At 49.1% G+C, this 19,648-nt stretch carries 15 protein-coding genes; 5 read left to right on the forward strand and 10 right to left on the reverse strand.

From position 1 onward, the window contains the following. Positions 1-233: 233 nt before the first annotated feature. The 3 genes from tyrS to ACYVAM_RS31080 all read right to left on the reverse strand — a co-directional run bounded on the left by tyrS (position 234) and on the right by ACYVAM_RS31080 (position 3,356). Positions 234-1,520 carry a tyrosine--tRNA ligase gene (gene tyrS / locus ACYVAM_RS31070; RefSeq protein WP_461074052.1) on the reverse strand — a complete coding sequence of 429 codons (1,287 nt, stop codon included), beginning with the start codon at positions 1,518-1,520 and terminating at the stop codon, positions 234-236. Positions 1,521-1,639: 119 nt separating this feature from the next. Then, positions 1,640-2,854 carry an S-adenosylmethionine:tRNA ribosyltransferase-isomerase gene (locus ACYVAM_RS31075; RefSeq protein WP_461074053.1) on the reverse strand — a complete coding sequence of 405 codons (1,215 nt, stop codon included), beginning with the start codon at positions 2,852-2,854 and terminating at the stop codon, positions 1,640-1,642. Further along, entirely contained in the window at positions 2,847-3,356 is a 510-nt protein-coding gene (locus ACYVAM_RS31080) for a hypothetical protein (protein ID WP_461074054.1), read from the reverse strand. Before ACYVAM_RS31080 ends, ACYVAM_RS31075 begins: the two co-directional genes overlap by 8 nt. A 205-nt stretch (positions 3,357-3,561) precedes the next feature. Between ACYVAM_RS31080 and ACYVAM_RS31085 the strand changes: the two genes are divergently transcribed. From ACYVAM_RS31085 to ACYVAM_RS31095, 3 genes are all read left to right on the forward strand, one after another. Beyond that, a complete protein-coding gene (locus ACYVAM_RS31085) occupies positions 3,562-4,128 on the forward strand; it encodes a cob(I)yrinic acid a,c-diamide adenosyltransferase (RefSeq protein WP_461074055.1) in 567 nt (188 codons plus the stop codon). A gap of 137 nt (positions 4,129-4,265) precedes the next feature. Then, complete coding sequence (locus tag ACYVAM_RS31090) at positions 4,266-5,336, forward strand: branched-chain amino acid aminotransferase (protein WP_461074056.1); 1,071 nt, start codon at positions 4,266-4,268, stop codon at positions 5,334-5,336. A 179-nt stretch (positions 5,337-5,515) separates the two neighbouring features. Then, a complete protein-coding gene (locus ACYVAM_RS31095) occupies positions 5,516-6,658 on the forward strand; it encodes a hypothetical protein (protein WP_461074057.1) in 1,143 nt (380 codons plus the stop codon). Positions 6,659-6,742: 84 nt separating this feature from the next. Here the strand turns inward: ACYVAM_RS31095 and ACYVAM_RS31100 are convergent, their stop codons facing one another. The 5 genes from ACYVAM_RS31100 to ACYVAM_RS31120 all read right to left on the reverse strand — a co-directional run bounded on the left by ACYVAM_RS31100 (position 6,743) and on the right by ACYVAM_RS31120 (position 14,680). Continuing rightward, complete coding sequence (locus tag ACYVAM_RS31100) at positions 6,743-7,324, reverse strand: hypothetical protein (RefSeq protein ID WP_461074058.1); 582 nt, start codon at positions 7,322-7,324, stop codon at positions 6,743-6,745. Positions 7,325-7,383: 59 nt separating this feature from the next. Further along, positions 7,384-9,147, reverse strand: coding sequence for an ABC transporter ATP-binding protein (locus ACYVAM_RS31105; RefSeq protein WP_461074059.1), 1,764 nt, complete (start codon positions 9,145-9,147; stop codon positions 7,384-7,386). After that, positions 9,131-10,885, reverse strand: coding sequence for an ABC transporter ATP-binding protein (locus ACYVAM_RS31110; protein WP_461074060.1), 1,755 nt, complete (start codon positions 10,883-10,885; stop codon positions 9,131-9,133). The genes ACYVAM_RS31105 and ACYVAM_RS31110 overlap by 17 nt, the downstream gene beginning before the upstream one ends. Before the next feature lie 175 nt (positions 10,886-11,060). After that, a complete protein-coding gene (locus tag ACYVAM_RS31115) occupies positions 11,061-13,025 on the reverse strand; it encodes an SPFH domain-containing protein (RefSeq protein WP_461074061.1) in 1,965 nt (654 codons plus the stop codon). Positions 13,026-13,243: 218 nt separating this feature from the next. Beyond that, positions 13,244-14,680, reverse strand: coding sequence for a BamA/TamA family outer membrane protein (locus tag ACYVAM_RS31120; protein WP_461074062.1), 1,437 nt, complete (start codon positions 14,678-14,680; stop codon positions 13,244-13,246). Between the two features lie 121 nt (positions 14,681-14,801). Here ACYVAM_RS31120 and ACYVAM_RS31125 point away from each other — a divergent pair, with 121 nt between their 5' ends. Together ACYVAM_RS31125 and ACYVAM_RS31130 are read left to right on the forward strand one after the other, a co-directional pair. Further along, the gene (locus ACYVAM_RS31125; protein ID WP_461074063.1) at positions 14,802-16,181 is read left to right on the forward strand and encodes an MFS transporter; all 1,380 of its coding nucleotides are present in this window, start codon (positions 14,802-14,804) and stop codon (positions 16,179-16,181) included. 93 nt (positions 16,182-16,274) lie between these two features. Further along, positions 16,275-17,222, forward strand: coding sequence for a carbohydrate kinase family protein (locus ACYVAM_RS31130; protein ID WP_461074064.1), 948 nt, complete (start codon positions 16,275-16,277; stop codon positions 17,220-17,222). Positions 17,223-17,280: 58 nt separating this feature from the next. On the opposite strand, the gene ACYVAM_RS31135 is transcribed toward ACYVAM_RS31130, so the two are convergent. After that, positions 17,281-17,901 (reverse strand): transposase, encoded by a 621-nt coding sequence (locus ACYVAM_RS31135; protein WP_461074065.1) that lies wholly within the window; start codon positions 17,899-17,901, stop codon positions 17,281-17,283. Between the two features lie 103 nt (positions 17,902-18,004). Continuing rightward, a complete protein-coding gene (locus ACYVAM_RS31140; RefSeq protein WP_461074066.1) occupies positions 18,005-19,639 on the reverse strand; it encodes a M1 family metallopeptidase in 1,635 nt (544 codons plus the stop codon). Positions 19,640-19,648: the final 9 nt, after the last annotated feature.

A 19,648-nucleotide genomic window follows, 5' to 3' on the forward strand; every position in this document is an offset into this window, starting at 1 on the left:
TTTGTCAAGTAAATCTGAAAATAAATTTTGCGATTGATTTTCAGGGTGTTGCACTTAATGAGTTGATAGCCAGTGGCTTTCGCTTGTGTTTTCGACTCATTCCCGATGTTTGGGAGTGCAAAGGTAGGGGGATTTTGCCCCCATGTCAAGACCCTGTCTGAAAATAATTAGGGCCTTCCCAAAAGATCTTCGGCAAGGCCCCGACTCTCAGCCAGTTATAGCTCGAAAAATGTTTAAACTTTTTTCAGCAAATGGTTTTTCTTGCCTTTCGACACGACTAAATAACGCTCTTGAAGCCATTCTAAATCAACCGATGCAGTTGGATCGGCGACTTTGATCTTATTAATGCTGACCGCATTTTGCGTAATTGCCCGCCGTGCTTCTCCCTTCGATGCATATATTTCTCCTCTACTGGCTACCGATAGCAAGTCTGTAATGTCTTTGCTACTGGCTAGTTCTTCAGCCGATATTTCGGTTTGTGGTACCCCATCAAAGATAATATCGAACTCATTGATCTGAATAGATCGTAATGTGTCAAGCGTAGCTTTCCCGAAAAGCACCTCCGACGCTTTTACGGCCAAGTCATACCCCGCCTGAGAATGTATTCGGATCGTTACCTCTTTGGCAATGGCTTTCTGTAAAATACGAAGATGGGGTGCTTCAGTATGCTCACGTTCTAGTTCCTCAATTTCATCTTTAGATAGAAGTGTGAATACCCGTATCAAACGAGGACAATCCGCGTCGGTGGTGTTCAACCAGAATTGGTAGAATTGATAAGGCGATGTCAGCGCAGGGTCCAGCCAAACGTTACCACTTTCAGATTTACCAAACTTTGTTCCATCCGCTTTCGTCACTAATGGCGTCGTTAAGGCAAACGCCTGGTATTCTTCCCGACCCTCTTTACGACGGATCAGTTCCGTTCCTGTCGTTATATTCCCCCATTGATCGGAGCCACCCATCTGCAAGCGTACTTGCTTGTTCTTGTAAAGCCAGTAGAAATCATACCCCTGCAATAACTGGTAAGAGAACTCCGTGAATGAAATGCCCGTTTCGAGCCGCTTTTTCACGGAATCCTTAGCCATCATGTAATTGACGCTAATGTGTTTGCCAGCTTCCCGCAGAAAACCCAGGAAGGAAATTTCTTTGAACCAGTCGTAGTTATTGACCATTTCGGCGGAGTTGGCTCCACAATCGAAGTCAAGAAATTTGGTCAGTTGTTGACGGATGCCTTCCTGGTTACGGCGTAATGTCTCTTCAGACAGGAATTCCCGTTCGGAGGCTTTTCCCGATGGGTCGCCAATCATGCCGGTAGCACCTCCAACCAGCGCGAATGGCTTGTGTCCGGCCCGTTGCAGGTGCACCAGAAGCATTATGGTAGCCAGATTCCCAATATGAAGCGATGCCGCCGTGGGGTCGAACCCAATATAGCCCGCGGTCATTTCTTTCTGGAGTTGTTCTTCTGTGCCGGGCGTCATGTCATTTAACATGCCGCGCCAACGGAGTTCTTCAATGAAATTCATGTTTGTAAAGAGTGAAAGAGCGAATGAGTGAAAGAGCGCTTTAATGAGGTGATAGAAACCCCTCATTCACTCGGCTTCGGCGGTCCGATTTCGCTCTTAAAGTTCGTAAAAGTAAAATTTTATGGCAAAAGAAGGGACGAATCGCCGTAACTCAGAAACCGGTAGTCATTTTCAAGTGCTTCCGCATAGACTCGCTTCCAATCCTCGCCAATCAGGGTAGAAATCAGCAAAATCAACGTTGAGCCGGGCTGATGGAAATTCGTTATAATTCCTCTACACAGTTTAACCTGATAACCGGGAGTGATGTAAATACCCGTCTGCGCGACAACGGATTCCATTTTCGACTTCTTTAAGTAAGTCAGAATGGCATTCATAGAATCAGCTACGCTCGGTTGTTGAGACACCGGAATTTGATAAGCATACTGCTGGTCCAGTCGAAATGGATCAGATTCGTTTCGAATCAGTTTAGTACCCATCCAGTACAAACTTTCCAGCGCCCGCATGGACGTTGTCCCTACGGCAATAATGGTGTCCTCATGGTCAAGCAAGTGTCGAATGGTTTGCTCCGTATAAACGACCTGTTCCGTATGCATGTGATGTTGCCGCACATCCTCTGTTTTAATAGGCTGAAAGGTACCGGCACCCACGTGCAACGTCAGGTAATCATACTCAATCGCCCGTTTACGTATGGCATCGAATATGGCAGGCGTGAAATGCAGTCCAGCCGTAGGCGCAGCTACGGCCCCCTCCTGTTTTGAATAAATCGTTTGATAGGTGTCTCTGTCAGCGTCGATTGCGTCTCGCTTCAGGTAAGGCGGCAATGGTATTTCACCCGCATACTGGACGATTTGCGCAAAAGTAAATGCTGCCGGTTGCCAGCTAAGCTGAACAGCCGACTGATCATGATCGTGCCAGATTGCGGTTAGCGTAACGTTACCAAGGGGTGTCGACAGAAGGGCTTCCAGCGACTCGTTCGGTCGCCAGCGCTTGCGATTGCCAACCATAACCTGCCAAACTGCTGCCCCTGTGGCTTCCATAGCCAAGGAGATTGGTTGCTCGGCGGGGAAGGGGCTCAGTAGGAATAACTCAATGATGGCTCCCGTTGGCTTGGTGAAATGCAGCCGTGCCGGAATAACTTTCGTGTTGTTAAAAACCAGAAAACTATTGTCGGGCAATAGCGCAGGCAAATCCGAAAACTGTTGATGGCTAATTTGCCCACGCTGATAAACAAGCAATTTCGATGCATCACGCTGGGCTAATGGGAAGCGCGCAATACGGTCGTCAGGAAGATCGTACTGAAATTGACTCAGTAACAATTCATTCAGTTCACTCATCGTCACCGGGTTTCATGGACAAACGGATTGGCAACGAAACCAGCACGACAAGAATAATGGCCGTACTAAGCGGTAGTAGCCAGGCATACTCGATGGCCCGAATAGGGCGATCCGATCGGTTAAGAAACGATAATACCAGCAAACCCAGTCCCAAAATCGTATTGACAGAAGCCGTAAGTGCATTGAACCAGTTTTTAAAAACCTTATTCAATTGCGGGCGATTAGCCGCCCAGGCAGCATGGTTCGGTATAGGAATCTGGGCCGTCGGAACTTTGAGGAATAACCGGCTAATGAGGTTCAGTACCGTATTATTGATGATAAAAATACCAATGGCCAGGTAAAAGATCACCTCCCGGTCGAGCGTCTGAATAGGATGGTTCAATTCATCAAAGCGAACGGTAACCGCATCCGGATACGAAATATAACTGCTGAACAGAGCGAATAAGAATCCGCCAATAGACACCATGCGCCAGATACGGACGAAAAAAGTACTTACTTTCATGTAAATAAGCGAAATCGGACGGCACGAGCCGCCCCGCACCAAAGCGGAATGAATGAGCAACTAAGCAGTTGATAAAGCCTGCTACTCCCTACAATTTAATTGGCCATACCGAATAGCTTTTTAAATCAGGGCGCAAAGGTAAGGCTCGAACGCGGTAAATCCGTTAGCTTAGCCACTTGTTGAGCATTTTGGTTTTAGTAATACGATGAAGATTTACACAAAAACAGGCGATAAGGGGCAAACAGCGTTGATTGGCGGCCGTCGGGTGAGCAAAGCTAATTTACGGATCGATGCCTATGGTACCGTGGATGAACTAAATTCATGGATTGGACTGGTTCGTGATCAGCCCGTTAACAGCCACCGAAGAGAGCTGTTGAAAGAGATCCAGGACCGTCTGTTCACCGTTGGGTCCGAACTGGCCACTGATCCTGAAAAAGCACCTAAGCGGGCCATGCCCGTTATCACGCCAGACGATGTTCATTTGCTGGAAGAAGCGATGGACACCATGGATACCGAACTGCCCGAATTACGGGCCTTCGTTTTGCCCGGTGGTCATCAAGCCGTGTCGTTCTGCCACCTTGCCCGAACGGTTTGCCGCCGGGCCGAACGGTTGATCATTGCTCTCAACGATACCACCGCCCAGGCGGGTACCGGCGTCGACGAGCTGGTCTTACAATATATAAATCGTCTGTCTGACTACCTCTTTGTTCTGAGCCGGAAAATGGCACAGGAATTGAACTCGGAAGAGGTAACCTGGCAGCCGAGGACCTAACATTTTCTTTGTCATTCCTCGTGCCTAAAACTGACAAAGAAAAAAAAGTTGTCTTGACAACTAACTTACTCAATCTAATTTTTTAGCTTTGCCTCAGCCGGTTCACAAGCGGGCTAACGCATTAACCATAAGCTGTTATGACGACGGACGTATTACAAATTGAATTGCGGAAAGCGGAACGCTCCCGCATTCAGGAGGTAGATTTCAATCACCTGCCTTTCGGAAAACATTTCTCGGATCACATGTTTGTGGCCGATTTTGTAGATGGTCAGTGGCAAAATCAGATGATTATGCCGTTCGACAATTTCACGCTAAGCCCTGCTCTGTCGTCGCTGCATTATGGCCAGTCTATTTTTGAAGGCATGAAAGCATTCAAAAATGAGACCAACGAGATATTCCTGTTCCGCCCTTACGCAAACTTCGAACGGATGAATGAGTCGGCCCGCCGTATGTGTATGGCTACGCTCCCCGAAGAGGTGTTCATTGGTGGCCTTGAAGCACTGTTGCGCGTCGATGCCGACTGGGTACCGGGCACTCCCGAAAGCTCACTATACGTACGCCCGTATATGTTTGCCACGGATACGTTCCTTGGCGTAGCCCCTTCGAAAACATATCGTTTCTGCATTTTCACCTGTCCCGTAGGTGCTTATTACACAAATCCCCCAAAGCTTAAAGTCGAAACGGAGTATATTCGCTCGGCACCGGGTGGTGTTGGCTATGCCAAATGTGCGGGTAATTACGGTGGTTCGCTGTATCCAACGATGCTGGCCCAACAACAAGGCTACGACCAGCTAATCTGGACGGATGCCCGCGAGCATAAATACATTGAGGAATCGGGTACTATGAATATCATGTTCATAATCGATGGTAAGTTAGTGACCCCCGCGACGTCTGATTCGATTTTAAAAGGCGTTACCCGCGATTCGATCCTGAAAATTGCCCGTGGTTGGGGAATTGAGGTTGAAGAACGTCTTGTTTCCATCGATGAAGTCATTGGGGCTATCGAGACGGGCCGGTTAACCGAAGCCTTCGGAGCTGGCACAGCAGTAGGGTCCTCGCCTTATTCGCTCATCGGTTATAATGGGAAAGATTATATGCTTCCTGAATTCGCTCCTGAAGAATCCTTCGCTGTTCGTATCAAGAATTACCTTTCCGACCTGCGCACAGGTAAGATAGAGGATACCTTTGGCTGGATGCACCAGATATAGCCTGACATTCTTCTTATACAAAAGCCCCGGCCAGTTGGTTGGGGCTTTTGTGCTTTATATACTAACCATTTCTACTGAATTTTATGCACGATAGGATATTGTCTTATTTTGCTATATTATTGATTTAATACGTTATTTAGGTTTATAAACCCACATCTTCCACCAATCAACTTTCCGTTATGATCCGGCTCATTTTGCTGCTCTGTACATTGTCAATACCTTGCCTGACCAGTCAGGGACAAATTTTTGTTTATCACGAGAAAGATGGGGTGGTTTTCACATCGATAGATACGTACAGCCCGGGCCAGACAGGTACCTATCAAAAAACCACCTATTTAGGTAGCCCTTTTCTTACCTATCCTGTCTGGCAGAAGGGCCAAGTCCGATTAGACATGTCTGGCAAAGCAATTTCCTGTCAGCTCGCTTATAATATCAATACAAATGAAGTGTTGTGTCGATTTAAAGGAGATTCGACGATGAAGACCATAACGCCAGAAATGTTCAGTTTCAATGGTACCGAGTATCTTCGAAAACGGGGAGATGTGGCAGGGATGGATTACCAGGTCTATTTCTCGGTCATTCATAACGGATCCACAAAGCTGCTCAGGAGCCTGAGCAGCCAATTAGAGCCCCTGAATAGTGCCGAAGAAATTAGTATCAGGCACTACAAGGATTTAAATGTCAGAGGTACGTATCGAGTCCTAACAAAGTATTATATTCAGAAGGGCGATGCCACCCCTAGACTCATTACTCTGTCCAAGAAGTCACTCTTGGATGTTTTCGCCGATCAATCGGCCGCCCTTGACGCTAAAATTCCCTCCCGACAGCTGACCACTACGGATGTCGTTGATATGATAAACGCCTATGATTCATTAGTGACCGTAGCCCGGGAAAATGCCGGTCATCTCAGTAAAGAGGAAGTCTTTAGAAAAAATCTTGAGCGTAAAATCAACTATCCAGCCTGGGTTGGAAATCAGGGAATCTATGGGCGAGTCTATGCAGGATTCGATGTTGATTCGCTGGGTATAATTAAGCATGTGGTGATTCTTAGCCCGGACAATATTGGCTTCGGATTTATCTTTGAAGTCAAACGAGCGCTGGAAACACTTTCTAATGTTGACCCGAACTTTCGTGGGGCGTATGCGCTACCGATTGCTTTCACGTTTACCAATTCGAGAGAAAAATCGGGACCGCATGTTCCCATAAATCGGCTGCCTGATAACCGCTACCAGAATCGTATCCTTCTGGAAGAGGTCACGGTTCCCTTCGTTGTTGCTAAATCGGCGGCCGCTCCCAGAGAAGTGTGGGGATATTACAAATAGAGGCATACCGCACGGCAAATGACCTTTCCAACGGTTAAAGCCCCCTTTTCCTGGGGTTTTAACCGTTGGAAAGGTAGGCCCGATTTATTTCGATGAGGCAGTCGTTGCCCCTGTTGCCGGGCTAATCTTAATCGTCAAACCAAAGTCTTTTCCCTTCGAAACGTCTTTTAACAAGACGGTTTCGCCTTTCTGTCCCGTCCATTCTGTCCCGCCCGCACTGGGCTTGGGTGATCCATAGCGACTTGAAAAGTAGGCTCCCAATTCTTTTTGGTAATTCGTGACCGATTGACGACTGTTTAGAAACAAATCGATATCAATAGCCGACACGTTCTTTGCCGTTTGATAATAGAGTATGTCGGCCGATTCGAGATTCGGCAATTCAATTGTGTAACCAATGTGATCGGCATCGCTTTCGAACGGCTCTCCTTTTTCGGTGGCTTTTACTTTTGTGAAATCGTCGCCAAGGTTAATGCCGCGCCAATGACTATCGAGGGTCAGGCCAAGTTCGGCCAAATGACCAGTTATGGCAGGAGCCGATGCTGCCTCAGGGCTGGATGTTACGTTTGCCGAATCAGCCGTTTGCGAACTAGCCTGTTGACGACCCCGACAAGCCTGTTGATAATAAGAGAGTAGTACTAATATGGTTAGTAGACCTATTTGTTTCATATATTTTCAAGCGTTAAACTGCTGGCAAAGGTACGCGTAGAGGCCAACTTTCCCCATCATTAGCTCACTCGCTTCCCGTCCAGCAACATATCGACCGCATCATTGAGCGAACCGGCCTGCGTTACCTGACCCGAGTTGATAAAGAAGATTTCATCCGCACTTTCAATGGTATTCAACCGGTGAGCAATAATAATACGCGTTGTTTTTGTCGGCAGTTTTTGCAGAATATCGTCCAGCAATTGCTCTGTAACCGTGTCGATATTGGCCGTAGCTTCATCGAGGATCAGTAAGTCTGGATTACGCAGAACCGCTCGCATAAAAGCAATGAGTTGTTTCTGGCCTAAACTGATGGCGTCGCCACTTGTTTGAACGTTTGTGTCGAGTCCTTCATCGAACCGTTCCAGTAAACCATCCAGATTTGCCTCCCGAATAACGTCGGCCAGTTGCTCGTTCGAATGGTTCTGATACGCTTCATTGCCATACAGAATATTATCCCGAACGGTACCCGTGAATAGAAAAGGCTCCTGAAGAATAAAGCCGATCTTACGTGTCCGTTCCTGAGGGCTATAGGATCGAATGTCTTTTCCTTCCAGCAGAACCGTACCACTGGTTGGGTCATATAAACGGGCAATCAAGGAAGCTGTCGTCGTTTTTCCACCCCCGGTTGGGCCAACCAGTGCATAAGTCTTACCAGGGGCCAGATCAAAATTGATGTTGCGCAATACCTCCGTTCCGTCCGGATAACTAAACGATACATTCTGAAACGACAAAAGTGCTGTTGAAGCTGTCGTCGTTGGGTTTTCAACAGTGGTCAGATCGGTTTGCAAGGCCAGCATATGCGAAATACGGTCCCAGCCCGCTAGCGCTACCTGAAAGTTAGCCCACAAGGCGGCCAGTTGCCGAAGCGGGTTATAAAAATTAGTCACGTACGACAGAAAGCTAATCAGCAAACCAATGGTGAAGTGACCAGTTGAGATTAAGTAAATGCCAAAGCCCAGCACAATCAACTGGCCGAAGTTAGCCGCCAGGCCAATGACGGGCGTAAACACGTTATTGGCCAGACCAGCGCCGATGGACGTTCGGTAACTTTGCTGATTGACTTCATCAAACCGTTTTCGGAAATAATCCCGTCGGTTGAAGGCAATAATCACCTTAAAGTTGTTCAGACTCTCCTGAATTTCGGCGCTTAAATTACCCACGCTTTTCAGGTTAGCCGCATTCTTCCGCTTCACCCAGGCCGATGTTGCCTTCGTAAAACCCCACATCAGAATGGCAGGCGACAAGGCCGCTGCGCCGAGTGGCAGATTGATAAACAGCAGAAACAGGCCCGCACCGGTCATGATAAAAATACTACCGACGAACTGCATCAACGACTGCGAAAAAAACTGATTCAGCTTATCCGTATCGTTATTAATGCGGGAAATCAAGTCGCCTGCTTTATTCTGATTGAAGAACGCAACCGGTAATTCCTGTAACTTATTAAATACCGCATTCCGAAGTTTAAAGAGTGTCCGCTGCCCAACGCCCCCCATCAGGCGGGTTTGCACGTAGTTGGTAACGAACGCAATGGCGTAAATACCCAGCAAAATACCGGCATTACGCAATACGCCATCGTACTGCTTTGTCTGAACATACTTGTCAATGGTGTAGCCAATCAGCATGGGTCCAACCAGCGTTAACGCCGAATTGACCAGGATAGCGACAAAGGCCAATAGTAGAATTCGTTGTTCATCGTTGATGAGTGCCAGTAGCTTTCGAAGTGCTTTATAGGTAGCGTTTTTTTCTTCTTTCTGCCCCGTGGCCTGATTAAGATCGTAATTCATACTGGCTCGTGCTGCGTTGGGATTGATAAATCTGAACGTATTCGGGACTCGTTTTCATCAGGTCCGGGTGAGTTCCTTTGGCAACCACTTCCCCTTCCATAAGCAAAATAATCTGGTCGTAATCTTCAACGGGCGCAATTTTCTGGGTTACTGAAAGCAGCGTCAGATTCGGATAATTCTGCTGCACATTCGCCAGAATTTTCTGTTCGGTGCTGGTGTCCACGCGTGCCGTGAAATCGTCGAGAAGTAATACGCGCGGGTTAAGAGCCAGCGCTCGGGCAAGCATAATTCGCTGCTTTTGCCCGCCCGACAGGCTACCTCCCCGCTCCGAAACAATGGTCTGAAGTTTCTCTGGCAAGCCAGCAACAAAGCTGCGCAATTCGGCTGTATCAATGGCTTTTTCCAGCGATTCATCGGTTACGGTATCACTGAAAGCAATGTTTTCACGAATGCTTAAGTTAAAGATAATGCTATCCTGAAAGACGAATCCAACTTGTTGGTGGAATGACTCTTCGTCATAACCGGCAATCGGTTTACCATCGTAATCTACTGTCCCCGCGTTCGGTTTGATGAGCCCAGTCAATAGATACAGCAGTTGGCTCTTGCCAGCCGCCGTTGGCCCTACAATGGCCGTTCGGCTCCCTGCTTTTATGGTGAAGGAAATGTCTTTCAACGCAGGATTTTCTCCATAATAGACCGATACATCCCGGAGTTCGATATTCCCTTTTAAAGGAACATCGAGTGTGCCGGTGCTGCTGGTTTCGGCCGCCTGCAAGACCTCACTCACACGCTCATACGAAGCCGATGCCTGCGCAATGACATTACTCATAAACCCAATAACGATAATGGGAAAGATCAGCAGCGCTAGGTAGCTGTTGAAAGCGGCAAAATCTCCCAGCGACATACTACCCGTAATAACGAAATGCCCGCCCAGTACCAGAATGGTCAACATGGCGATATTAGCGGTGAAACTGATAACCGGAATCAGACCGGCAAATAACCGCAAAATGGCCAGCCCTAAGTCCTTTGCATCGGTATTAGCGGCCAGAAATTTGTCATATTCAAGTTGCTGCGAGTTGAGCACCCGAATAATAGCCGAGCCTAGAATACTTTCATTAATGACTTTGTTGAGCCAGTCGATTACTTCCCGGCTCCGCTTGAACAAAACCCTGACTTTCTTCAAAACCAGATAAAACGTGATCCCGATAATCGGTACGATGGTGAGCACCGCCAGGGCCAGCAATCCATTGATACTGATCAGTAAAACACTGGCGCCCAAAATGATGCAAAGTGACGATACAATGGATACAATTGCCTGCGAAACAAACATCTTGACCGAATCAATGTCTGAAGTCAGGTTGGTCAATAACCGGGACGGGTTGGTCTGTTGGATATAGGCAAAGCTCTGGCGGGAGATTTTGGCCGCCAGTTGGGTGCGTAAATCCCGCGCTACGCGTTCGGAGGCATACGTCTGAACAACACTCTGCAAATAGGTAAAGAGGAAAATCAGGAAGGCCGCCACCAGAAACTCAATGACCATTGTTTTCAGCACAAACTTGCCCGCTGAATAATCATCGATACCGTGCGAAATCAGCATTGGCAGGGCCAGGTTTACACCATTACTGATTAACGCAAACAGAATCAGCAATAAGATCAGCCGGGTATATGGCTTCAGTAAGCTCAGCAAACTGGAGGAAGGCTTCTTCGACACTTCTTTTTTGGGCGTGGTAGTGGCCATAATCAATCCTGGAGGTGAAGCTTTTGGGCTGAACAAAGGTATTGTAACCGGGCGTGAAAGCAGCATGACCACCCGCGAATTTGTCAGTAAAAGGCGTTTACTTGACGAATTCACGGGTGGCCATAATGCGCTCTGTCACTACGCCCGTTCAACCCCTTGGTGTGCGTTACTTGACTTATTTTTTATCGATCACCTTGCCCTCGACGGGCACTGTTACATCAACGATTTTCGTTGTCTGTCCCGTCTTCCGCTCTTCAATCTGTTCCAGTAACTTCAGACCCATCAGGCCGTTCATTGACCCTTCCGTACCGCTACCGGCCCCATTGATAACAATGTCGGGAATAACTCGAATCTGCCCTTTCCCAATCTCTTCGGTGATCTTGAACCGGGTAAAGTTCTCTTCACCCATCGCTTTGACCTGTAATTCATACGCTTCGGCCGTTGACCGGCCAATGGCCAGAATTTTCTCGGCTTCGGCCGAACCGGTTTTGGCAATACGTTCAGCTTCAGCATCGGCGGTTAGCTTGGTCGCTTCGGCATCGGCTGCCGCCTGACGACGACGCGCTTCAGCATTGGCCTCGGCCCGAATTTTAGTAGCCTCCGATTCAGCGCCCACCTGCAATTTCAGACTGCGGGCCTCCCCTTCTGATTTTTTGACGGCTGCATCGGCGGTACGCTGGGCAATTTCCACGCTTTGCTGCGCCTTTACGACCTCCCGCTGAATATCGGCCAAAGCCGTTTCACGTTCCATACCCTGCCGTTTTTCCTGGGCCATCCGTTGCGTTTCGTAGGTCTTTTCTTCCTCCTGCGCAATCTTCCGGTCCGTCAGCGTTTTCATCAGGCTATCGGGCGGCACAATATCGCCGATCAGGGTATCCACGGCGTTAACGTTGTAGACTTCCAGCACGGCCCGAATATGTTCACGGGCGGCCTCCTGCCGTTCTTTCCGGGTGCTCAAAAACGCAATCACATCTGAATCCTGAGCCGAGTTCCGGAAGTAGTTGCCAATGGTTGGCTCCAGTACCTGCGAAACAAGGTTGGTCATGCTGCCAAAACGGGCAATCACTTTCGGTGCTTCAACCGAGGGAATGTGAATAATCTGTGCCACGTCGAGATTGAATGGGAATCCGTCTTTCGAGCGTACTGTAATGGTTGATAAGTTACGATCCAGCGCATGGGCTTCCGTACGGGCATTGGCCCAGTTGAGCACGAGGTTTGTGGTTGGCACCACTTCCACTTTCATGGTAAATGTATTCATTGGGTATTTCCCCGGTCCCAGCGGCTCCATCCAGACCCCACGGAAGCCCTTCCGAACAATGTTACCATGCTTAAAGGCAGCCCCGGTCAGGTCTTCACCATCTTCCCCAATGTAGGAAATCACAACACCCACATGGCCAATTGGCACTTCGGTCATGGGTATCTCTTCAATCTGAACCGCCCACGGATTAATGTAGTACGAACCGGCCAGCACGACCTGCGGTTGCAGCCCCCGGTTTCCTCCATGTTGCAGGAAGAAATCGATGTTCTGAAAATTATTATGGCCTTCCACATTCCGGCCGGCAATCTGACCGGGTTGCAAAGGATCGCCATCCAGCGTGGTAATAATACCGACCATATTTTCTTTAATAACGGTCATGTCGGCAATCGTAACCGTAAAGGCGAACGGATTGATCCGGTAGGTTCCTGGCGTCAGCACAGACGTTTGGCGACCTTTTTGTCCTCCGCTGCTTAGAAACCGCTCGGTATCCTGAAAATTGTCGGACTCTACACGTCGGGCGAGGATATTACCCGTTGGTAACTCAGCACCATCATTGGACAGGACAAGGCCAATACGGCCTTCGGGGATAACTGTAAAAGGCTGCATGGTAATGCCATATTGCCAGGGCCAAAGCCACCAGTACAAGCCAGGAGCCAGCGTTTGGGCTTGATACCCGGCCTCTCCTTTTGTGGCAATGATCCGACCATCGGGCAACTCCCGATCCGTTCCGACGAGTACGTATTTTTTGGTCACCAGACCAATTCGGTCTTCGGGAACGATAACCATCCCGAACAAAAAGCGGAGTACTAATTTGTAAAGTACGACCAGCACAATGAGCACGATCAACCAGGACCAGGTTGATACCATAGGTAAAATTTCCATCGATAAAACGGATTTAAGTGGTTAAGAAATGATGTGTTATGGAAAAAATCGATCCGGCATAGAGTCGGAGAATGAAGACGGTGCGTCTACATCGGCGTAGGAAAAAGTAAGTCGAATTGACTCGTCAAATGTACGGGAAACTGGCATTTCAGCGAACCAGATTCGGATGATTGGTTACCTAAGCCGTAAATTGTGCAGGGGATTTGATGAGTGGAGTGTTACAGCTCCTGCGCCAGGTTGAAGAAGAAACCAGCCTTACCCTGTGCGTTGATCGTACCGCTAAACCGCATGACCAGATTATAAAATGACACAACATCCAGACTCATGCCCGTTCCAGCCAGCAGTTTATTGGCTAACCGACTTTGGTACTGCTCCGCATAGGTGCTGCTCACATAGCCCGCATCGCCGAAGACCGTCAGATACGCTGAAATAGGTACGGTGTTGAACTGCCGCACATGGAGCCAGTTAAGCTGCTTGCGAACATTAAACAGTTGATAACGAAGGCTATTTCGCCAGATAAAGGTCCGTTGCCCGTCAATCACATACAGCTCATAACCGCGCACCATATCACTGGAGCTGCCTAATCCGCGCAGACTAACATAAGGCTGTCGAGTGGGCCAGTTTGAGCGGGCGCGCAGGTTACCCGCCAGGTAGAACCGCCCCCCCAGCGACCAGTAGCGGGTGGCCGAAACCGATAAGTCCAGAAAATGAAAATTGTCTTTTGGCAACAATCCCGACACGCCGATGCCTGCCGAAATGAGTGTACCCTGTAATGGATAGACGACGTTATCGCGCCGATCGTACCGGTAGTTATAGGATGCTGACAGAAAGTGCTGTTCCGTCTGCCCATCCAGAAAATAATCCGGGTTGAGCCGCGCAATCGTATCAGCAATTGTATTTCGGGTATACCGCGTATCCAAGGTGTGGTAATGATAGAGCCCCCGCCGATGTGTCAGGGTTACGGCCGCATAAGCTCGTTCGCGAAGCACATCTTCCGATTTCACATATACCCACTTATCATATTGGGTACGGTAGGGAATTTCCTTATTGGTTATGTAGCCCACATCAACGCGCAGACCTATTTTCTGAGCCAGATCAATGTAGGGCTTTGAGTAAGAGAGAATCGTCCGCTGTAAAAAACCCCGTTCAATGACGACCTGCAGCCGGTCATTATTGCCCGTTACGTTGCGGTAGCTCAGGTGACCCCCATAAATAACCCGACGGAAATCACGGCCCCGGTCATACCACCATTCATTCAGGTTACGGTCGGCCAGGTCAAAAACAGGATACGCGATGAAGTACCACCGTTCTTTCATCGTGATGGTTAAATCGACCTGGGCAAGTTGTGTCAAATCAACTGGCGCCGTCATCTGGGTGGTTGCGTCTACCGTAATGAAGAGGGTCGTATTGTTAATATTGCGCTGATCCCAGGCTATCCGACCCGGCAAATCGCTCAGCCGAATGGAGTCTCCCATGTGAATCGTCATTTCCCGAAGAATGATTCGATCGCGGGTACGGTAATTTCCTTTTAGGGTAATGGATCGAACAATGACTTTCTGCGTCGAGTCGGCCGACCCCGATGCAAAGGCGGATAAAGAGGTTAAACTAAAAAATGTAAGTACCGTAATGAGGAGCGGCCACCTTTTCGGAATCATTCTCAAAAGTACGGCTTTTCGAAAAAATAAGACAAGTATATCTCCGTATCCTGCAAATCAGTATGTATTATTGTTGGCCATTCTTCAGCCTAGGCACCAACTGATAAATATACGACAATCCATGCAGACTGGAAACATAAAGAAACCCACCGCCACCGTTAAACCTACTCTAAGTTTCTGGCAAATCTGGAACATGAGCTTCGGCTTTTTAGGCATTCAATACGGGTTTGGTCTGCAACAGGCCAATATGAGTCCTATTTTCCGGTACTTGCAGGCAGACGAGGCCAATATCCCAATTCTATGGCTGGCCGGTCCAATAACCGGTCTGATCGTTCAACCGATCATTGGCTCGATCAGTGACCGCACCTGGTCTAAACGATGGGGGCGTCGGAAACCGTTTTTCCTGATTGGTGCGCTCGTTACCAGTCTAGCGTTATTTTTAATGCCTAACTCATCGGCGTTGTGGATGGCGGCCAGCTTGATGTGGATTCTAGACACGGGTCTGAATATTACCCAGGAGCCATTTCGGGCGTTCATTGGCGACAAACTCAATGATCAGCAACGCGATTTAGGCTTTGCCGTACAAAGCTTCTTTGTTGGTTTCGGCCAGACCATGGCTAACCTGATGCCAACCATTTTCAGGCTTCTGGGCCTCACCACAACGGCTGTCGTAGCGGCTGGCGTTATTCCCAACAGCATTAAATACCCATTCTACATTGGTGGTTTGGCCGTATTACTCGCCGTTTTATGGACAATCTATACGACGGATGAGTACCCTCCCGAAGACCTGGAAGAATTTAAACGCGTTAAAACGGAGAGCCGGGGTATTGGCGGGGCATTTGCCGAAATCTTTCAGGCCATTAAAGAAATGCCGTCTACCATGAAGCAGTTGTGGTGGGTTAAGTTCTTTACCTGGTTTGCCCTGCCGCTCATGTGGCAGTATTTAACGCTGGCGGTAGCTCGTCATGCCTTCAATGCACCCACACCTGAGTCGCCGGGTTTTCAGGAAGGTACGGAATGGGGCAACATTTGCTTTGCGATGTTCAATGTGGGCTGCTTTACGATTTCCTTCTTCTTACCCGCCATTGCCAACCGCATTGGCCGTCGGGCTACGCATGCTGTTTTCTTGACCATTGGCGGGCTGGGTTTCCTGTCCATGCTGCTGTCGAATGATAAATACGCCTTTTTTATCGGTATGACCATGGTGGGGCTGGCGTGGGGTTCTATTTTGTCCATGCCGTATGTGTTGCTTTCCAGCTCTGTGCCGGCCGAACGAATGGGTGTTTATATGGGAATTTTCAATGGCTTTATCGTGGTACCGCAGATTGTCAACAACCTGACTGTGCAACTCTTCTACCCAACTTTGCTGAAAAATGACCCTCGGAACGCACTTGCCTTAGCCGGTGTCTGTCTCTTACTGGCGGCCGGTGCCTGCTTTCTGGTTAAAGAAACAAAGCAAAGCGAAGAAGCCGCCTTCCCGATTGAGCCGGGTGGGAATTAATTAACTTTTCCCTTTCTTTGAATTTCTGATTTGCCGGAGGCCTCGGTTTTACTCGTTACGCCGTTTTTTTCTGGTCAGAAGGCTCTTTCTACTATGACGACTCCACCGCGACCCTACGCCCTCCTTTCTGTTGGCGAACTATTAGCCGATTTGATCGGTCACCATGTGTCCAATAGCTTACTCGACGCCCAGGATTTTCGTCGATACCAGGGCGGTAGCCCGGCGAATATGGCTTCGAACATGGCTCGTTTGGGTAACCCGACGGCATTGGTAGCTTGCGTTGGCAGCGATAACATCGGCACCTATCTGACCCGACAAATCGCGGAATCGGGGGTGGACACCCAATTCATCACCTCCGACCCATGGGAGCCAAGCAGTATTGTGATGGTTTCGCGCACAGCCGGCACACCCGACTTTGTCGCCTACCGCCATGCCGATTGCCAGATTAAACCGGAGCAATTACCGGATTCTTTACTGGCCCAGGTTCAGCTATTTCACACGACCTGCTTTGCTTTGAGCCGACAACCGGCACAGGATACGATTGTGGATGCAGCTAGGCGGGCACGGGCTGCTGGTTGCCAGGTTACTATTGACACTAATTACGCACCGAGCATATGGCCCGACCGCCAGCAGGCATGGCGCGTTTTACGAGACTACTGCGCTGCGGGTGCACTGGTAAAAATCAGCGAAGATGATGCCGAACGGCTTTATGGCGAACCCCAGACACCGGAACGCATTTTGGGCGATTTCCACGAAATGGGGGCAGCGCTTATCTGTCTGACACTCGGCCCTAACGGTAGCCTGGTGTCGTATGATAACGGTGCGAAGCAGGCCCGGATACCCGGCAAAAAGATCGACGTTGTTGATGTTACCGGAGCAGGCGACGCGTACTGGGCTGGTTTTCTGACGGCCTATCTGGATGGCTATGCACCCGCCAACTGCGCCCACGTTGGCGCTGCTCTGGCCAAAATGAAACTAACGCGACAAGGTCCCTTGCCCGACAAGGTCGACCGGAAGTCGCTCTATACTCAGTTCGAGTAACTGAGTTGAGTATAGACCCAGGATGATACGGCTTCTGAACGTATCATCCTGGGTCTGTTTATTTCAGACTACCCAATTTGTCCAGATCAATATCGTTCAGAGCAGCTTTAATTTTGTCCATGCTTACACCCCGACCTTTGGCCGACACAACAAACCGTTTCTTGACTAATATAGCCACTTCGCCACTTTTGTCGCCGTTATCATACTTTTCATAGGATTTGTTATCACCAATTTTACTGGTTTTTTCGTAGCCATCTCCGGTTTCTTTATCCATTTCCAGCATCGACCAGGCGGCCAGTCCCATCGTCATAGCCGAACCTCCTCCATCAATGATCGAGAGTTCGATACTTTCGGTATCATCTGTATTGGCATACTTGCTATTTGCCGTCGATATCGTGAAGCCAGCCGTTCCATTTTTTTCACCAGTTGCTTCTTTTCGGGGCAAACCATCCGCATCAGCGGGTAACAGTTCCTTTAGCGAACGGAAATCAACCGTTTCAACGGGCCCGTTTTTCTGCATTTCTTCGGCCTGGGCAGCCATCTCTTTCATGGCCGACATAGCCCCCAGCGTTGATACGGACTCTTCGTCTTTTTTCTCTTCGTCTTTGTTACTTCCACATCCGGCCAGCAACATGGCTGGCAGTAATGCAGCCCAAAGCAGGGTTAAGTTTGTTCGCATAATCGTTATAATAGTAAGAAGGGCCTAAATGAATAAACACCGATAAGGTACATTTTCCAGCCATTCGCCGGCTAATCTTTTGATTAAACGTCATGGAAGAACATCAGTCTACTCGTTTACTGAGCACGTAATAATTAGCATCGACGGTGAGAGCAGTTTCGTTTTTTGCGGCCAGTGTTTTCCACCGAGCCGTTGGCTGTAGCGTATAATAAGGCCCTGATTCGCCAACACATACGCGAACTGACATGTCAAAACCAGCCACGCAGTTTGTCCAGCGATACTGAAATCCACTGGCTACCGGACGATATTCGAGTATCGGGATTTTGGTATTCCGTAAATACTGGTCAAACACAGGCTTCAGTTCCAAACCCGTTTGCTGACTCATGTATTGTTCAATCTGGTTGCTCGTAACCGTTTGGTGATAGAACGTTTTATTCAATCCGCGCAGGACCTGACGCCAGGTTGAATCATTGCCCACCAATTGCCGGATCGTGTGCAGCATATTGCCTCCCTTGTAGTACATATCTGCCGATCCTTCGTGGTTTACGTTATAGATGCCAATAATTGGGCTATCATTCCGGATGTTAGCCCGGCACCCGATGACATACTGAGCACCAGCCTCTTTGCCATAATAGTACTCCGTAAAGAGGCATTCGGAGTAATTGGTGAAGCTCTCATGAATCCACATATCGGCCACATCCTTGTAGGTGATGTTGTTGGCAAACCACTCGTGCCCCGACTCATGAACGATGATGAAATCCCAGAGCAGGCCCCAGCCCGTATGGGAAAGATCGCGACCCAGATAGCCATTCCGGAAATGGTTGCCGTAGGTTACTGAACTTTGGTGCTCCATGCCCAGATAGGGCGTTTCGACTAACTTATACCCGTCTTCGTAAAACGGGTATGGCCCAAACCAGTGTTCAAATGCCTTCAGCATTTTAGGCACCTGCTTAAATTGCGTTTTGGCGGAGTCGACGTGATCCGCCAACGCATAATAATTCAGTGCAAGTGGACCTTTTTCGCCTGCGTACTCCTCCGACCAATGTTCATAGCGGCCAATATTCAGGTTGACACCGTAATTGTTGATCGGATTAACGACGTACCAGTCGAAGGTGCGGGTGTGATCGGGATTCGTCGTCACCCGGCGCAGTCGGCCATTCGAAACATCCATCAGGTCTTCCGGAACAGTTACGCTGATGGCCATTGAGTCCGGTTCGTCGTACATATGGTCTTTACAAGGCCACCAGGCACTGGCACCCAGCCCCTGACAGGCGGTGGCGATGAACCAGTTCCCGCTTTTATCCCGCGACCATACAAGTCCTCCATCCCAGGGCGGCCGTTTTGCTACGCGCGGTTTCCCGGCATAATGCACCGTTACGGCTTCCGTCTGGCCAGGCTTTTGTGGCTTCGTCAACGTCACAAAATACGCATTGCCATCCTGCCGAACAGCAAGCGTTTTACCATCCTGCTCCACGCGCAATACCCGCAATGGACGCTGTAAATCGACCTGTAGCGTCTGGCCTGGCTTAAGCACCCGATACCGAATGAGGGTTGACCCACTCAGGGTGCTGTCGGTCGGTTGCACGCGAACGGTCAGGTGGTAAAAGGCCAGATCCCACCACGCCCGTTCGGGTGTGATCGACCCGCGAAGGGTGTCATCGTGCGTAAATCCGTGTTTCTGAGCCTGAGCGAGAATGGGCAGCGCCAGCAGTAAAAGGAAAGACAAGAGTCGATTCATGGAATATCG

This window comes from Spirosoma horti (assembly GCF_054776595.1).

Coding starts and splice junctions, on each gene's coding strand:
- ACYVAM_RS31135 (WP_461074065.1), bottom strand. CDS start 17,901: ATGCGAACAAACTTAACCCTGCTTTGGGCTGCATTACTGCCAGCCATG.
- ACYVAM_RS31085 (WP_461074055.1), top strand. CDS start 3,562: ATGAAGATTTACACAAAAACAGGCGATAAGGGGCAAACAGCGTTGATT.
- ACYVAM_RS31075 (WP_461074053.1), bottom strand. CDS start 2,854: ATGAGTGAACTGAATGAATTGTTACTGAGTCAATTTCAGTACGATCTT.
- ACYVAM_RS31140 (WP_461074066.1), bottom strand. CDS start 19,639: ATGAATCGACTCTTGTCTTTCCTTTTACTGCTGGCGCTGCCCATTCTC.
- ACYVAM_RS31080 (WP_461074054.1), bottom strand. CDS start 3,356: ATGAAAGTAAGTACTTTTTTCGTCCGTATCTGGCGCATGGTGTCTATT.
- ACYVAM_RS31100 (WP_461074058.1), bottom strand. CDS start 7,324: ATGAAACAAATAGGTCTACTAACCATATTAGTACTACTCTCTTATTAT.
- ACYVAM_RS31120 (WP_461074062.1), bottom strand. CDS start 14,680: ATGATTCCGAAAAGGTGGCCGCTCCTCATTACGGTACTTACATTTTTT.
- ACYVAM_RS31095 (WP_461074057.1), top strand. CDS start 5,516: ATGATCCGGCTCATTTTGCTGCTCTGTACATTGTCAATACCTTGCCTG.
- ACYVAM_RS31105 (WP_461074059.1), bottom strand. CDS start 9,147: ATGAATTACGATCTTAATCAGGCCACGGGGCAGAAAGAAGAAAAAAAC.
- ACYVAM_RS31115 (WP_461074061.1), bottom strand. CDS start 13,025: ATGGAAATTTTACCTATGGTATCAACCTGGTCCTGGTTGATCGTGCTC.
- ACYVAM_RS31130 (WP_461074064.1), top strand. CDS start 16,275: ATGACGACTCCACCGCGACCCTACGCCCTCCTTTCTGTTGGCGAACTA.
- ACYVAM_RS31125 (WP_461074063.1), top strand. CDS start 14,802: ATGCAGACTGGAAACATAAAGAAACCCACCGCCACCGTTAAACCTACT.
- ACYVAM_RS31090 (WP_461074056.1), top strand. CDS start 4,266: ATGACGACGGACGTATTACAAATTGAATTGCGGAAAGCGGAACGCTCC.
- ACYVAM_RS31110 (WP_461074060.1), bottom strand. CDS start 10,885: ATGGCCACTACCACGCCCAAAAAAGAAGTGTCGAAGAAGCCTTCCTCC.
- tyrS (WP_461074052.1), bottom strand. CDS start 1,520: ATGAATTTCATTGAAGAACTCCGTTGGCGCGGCATGTTAAATGACATG.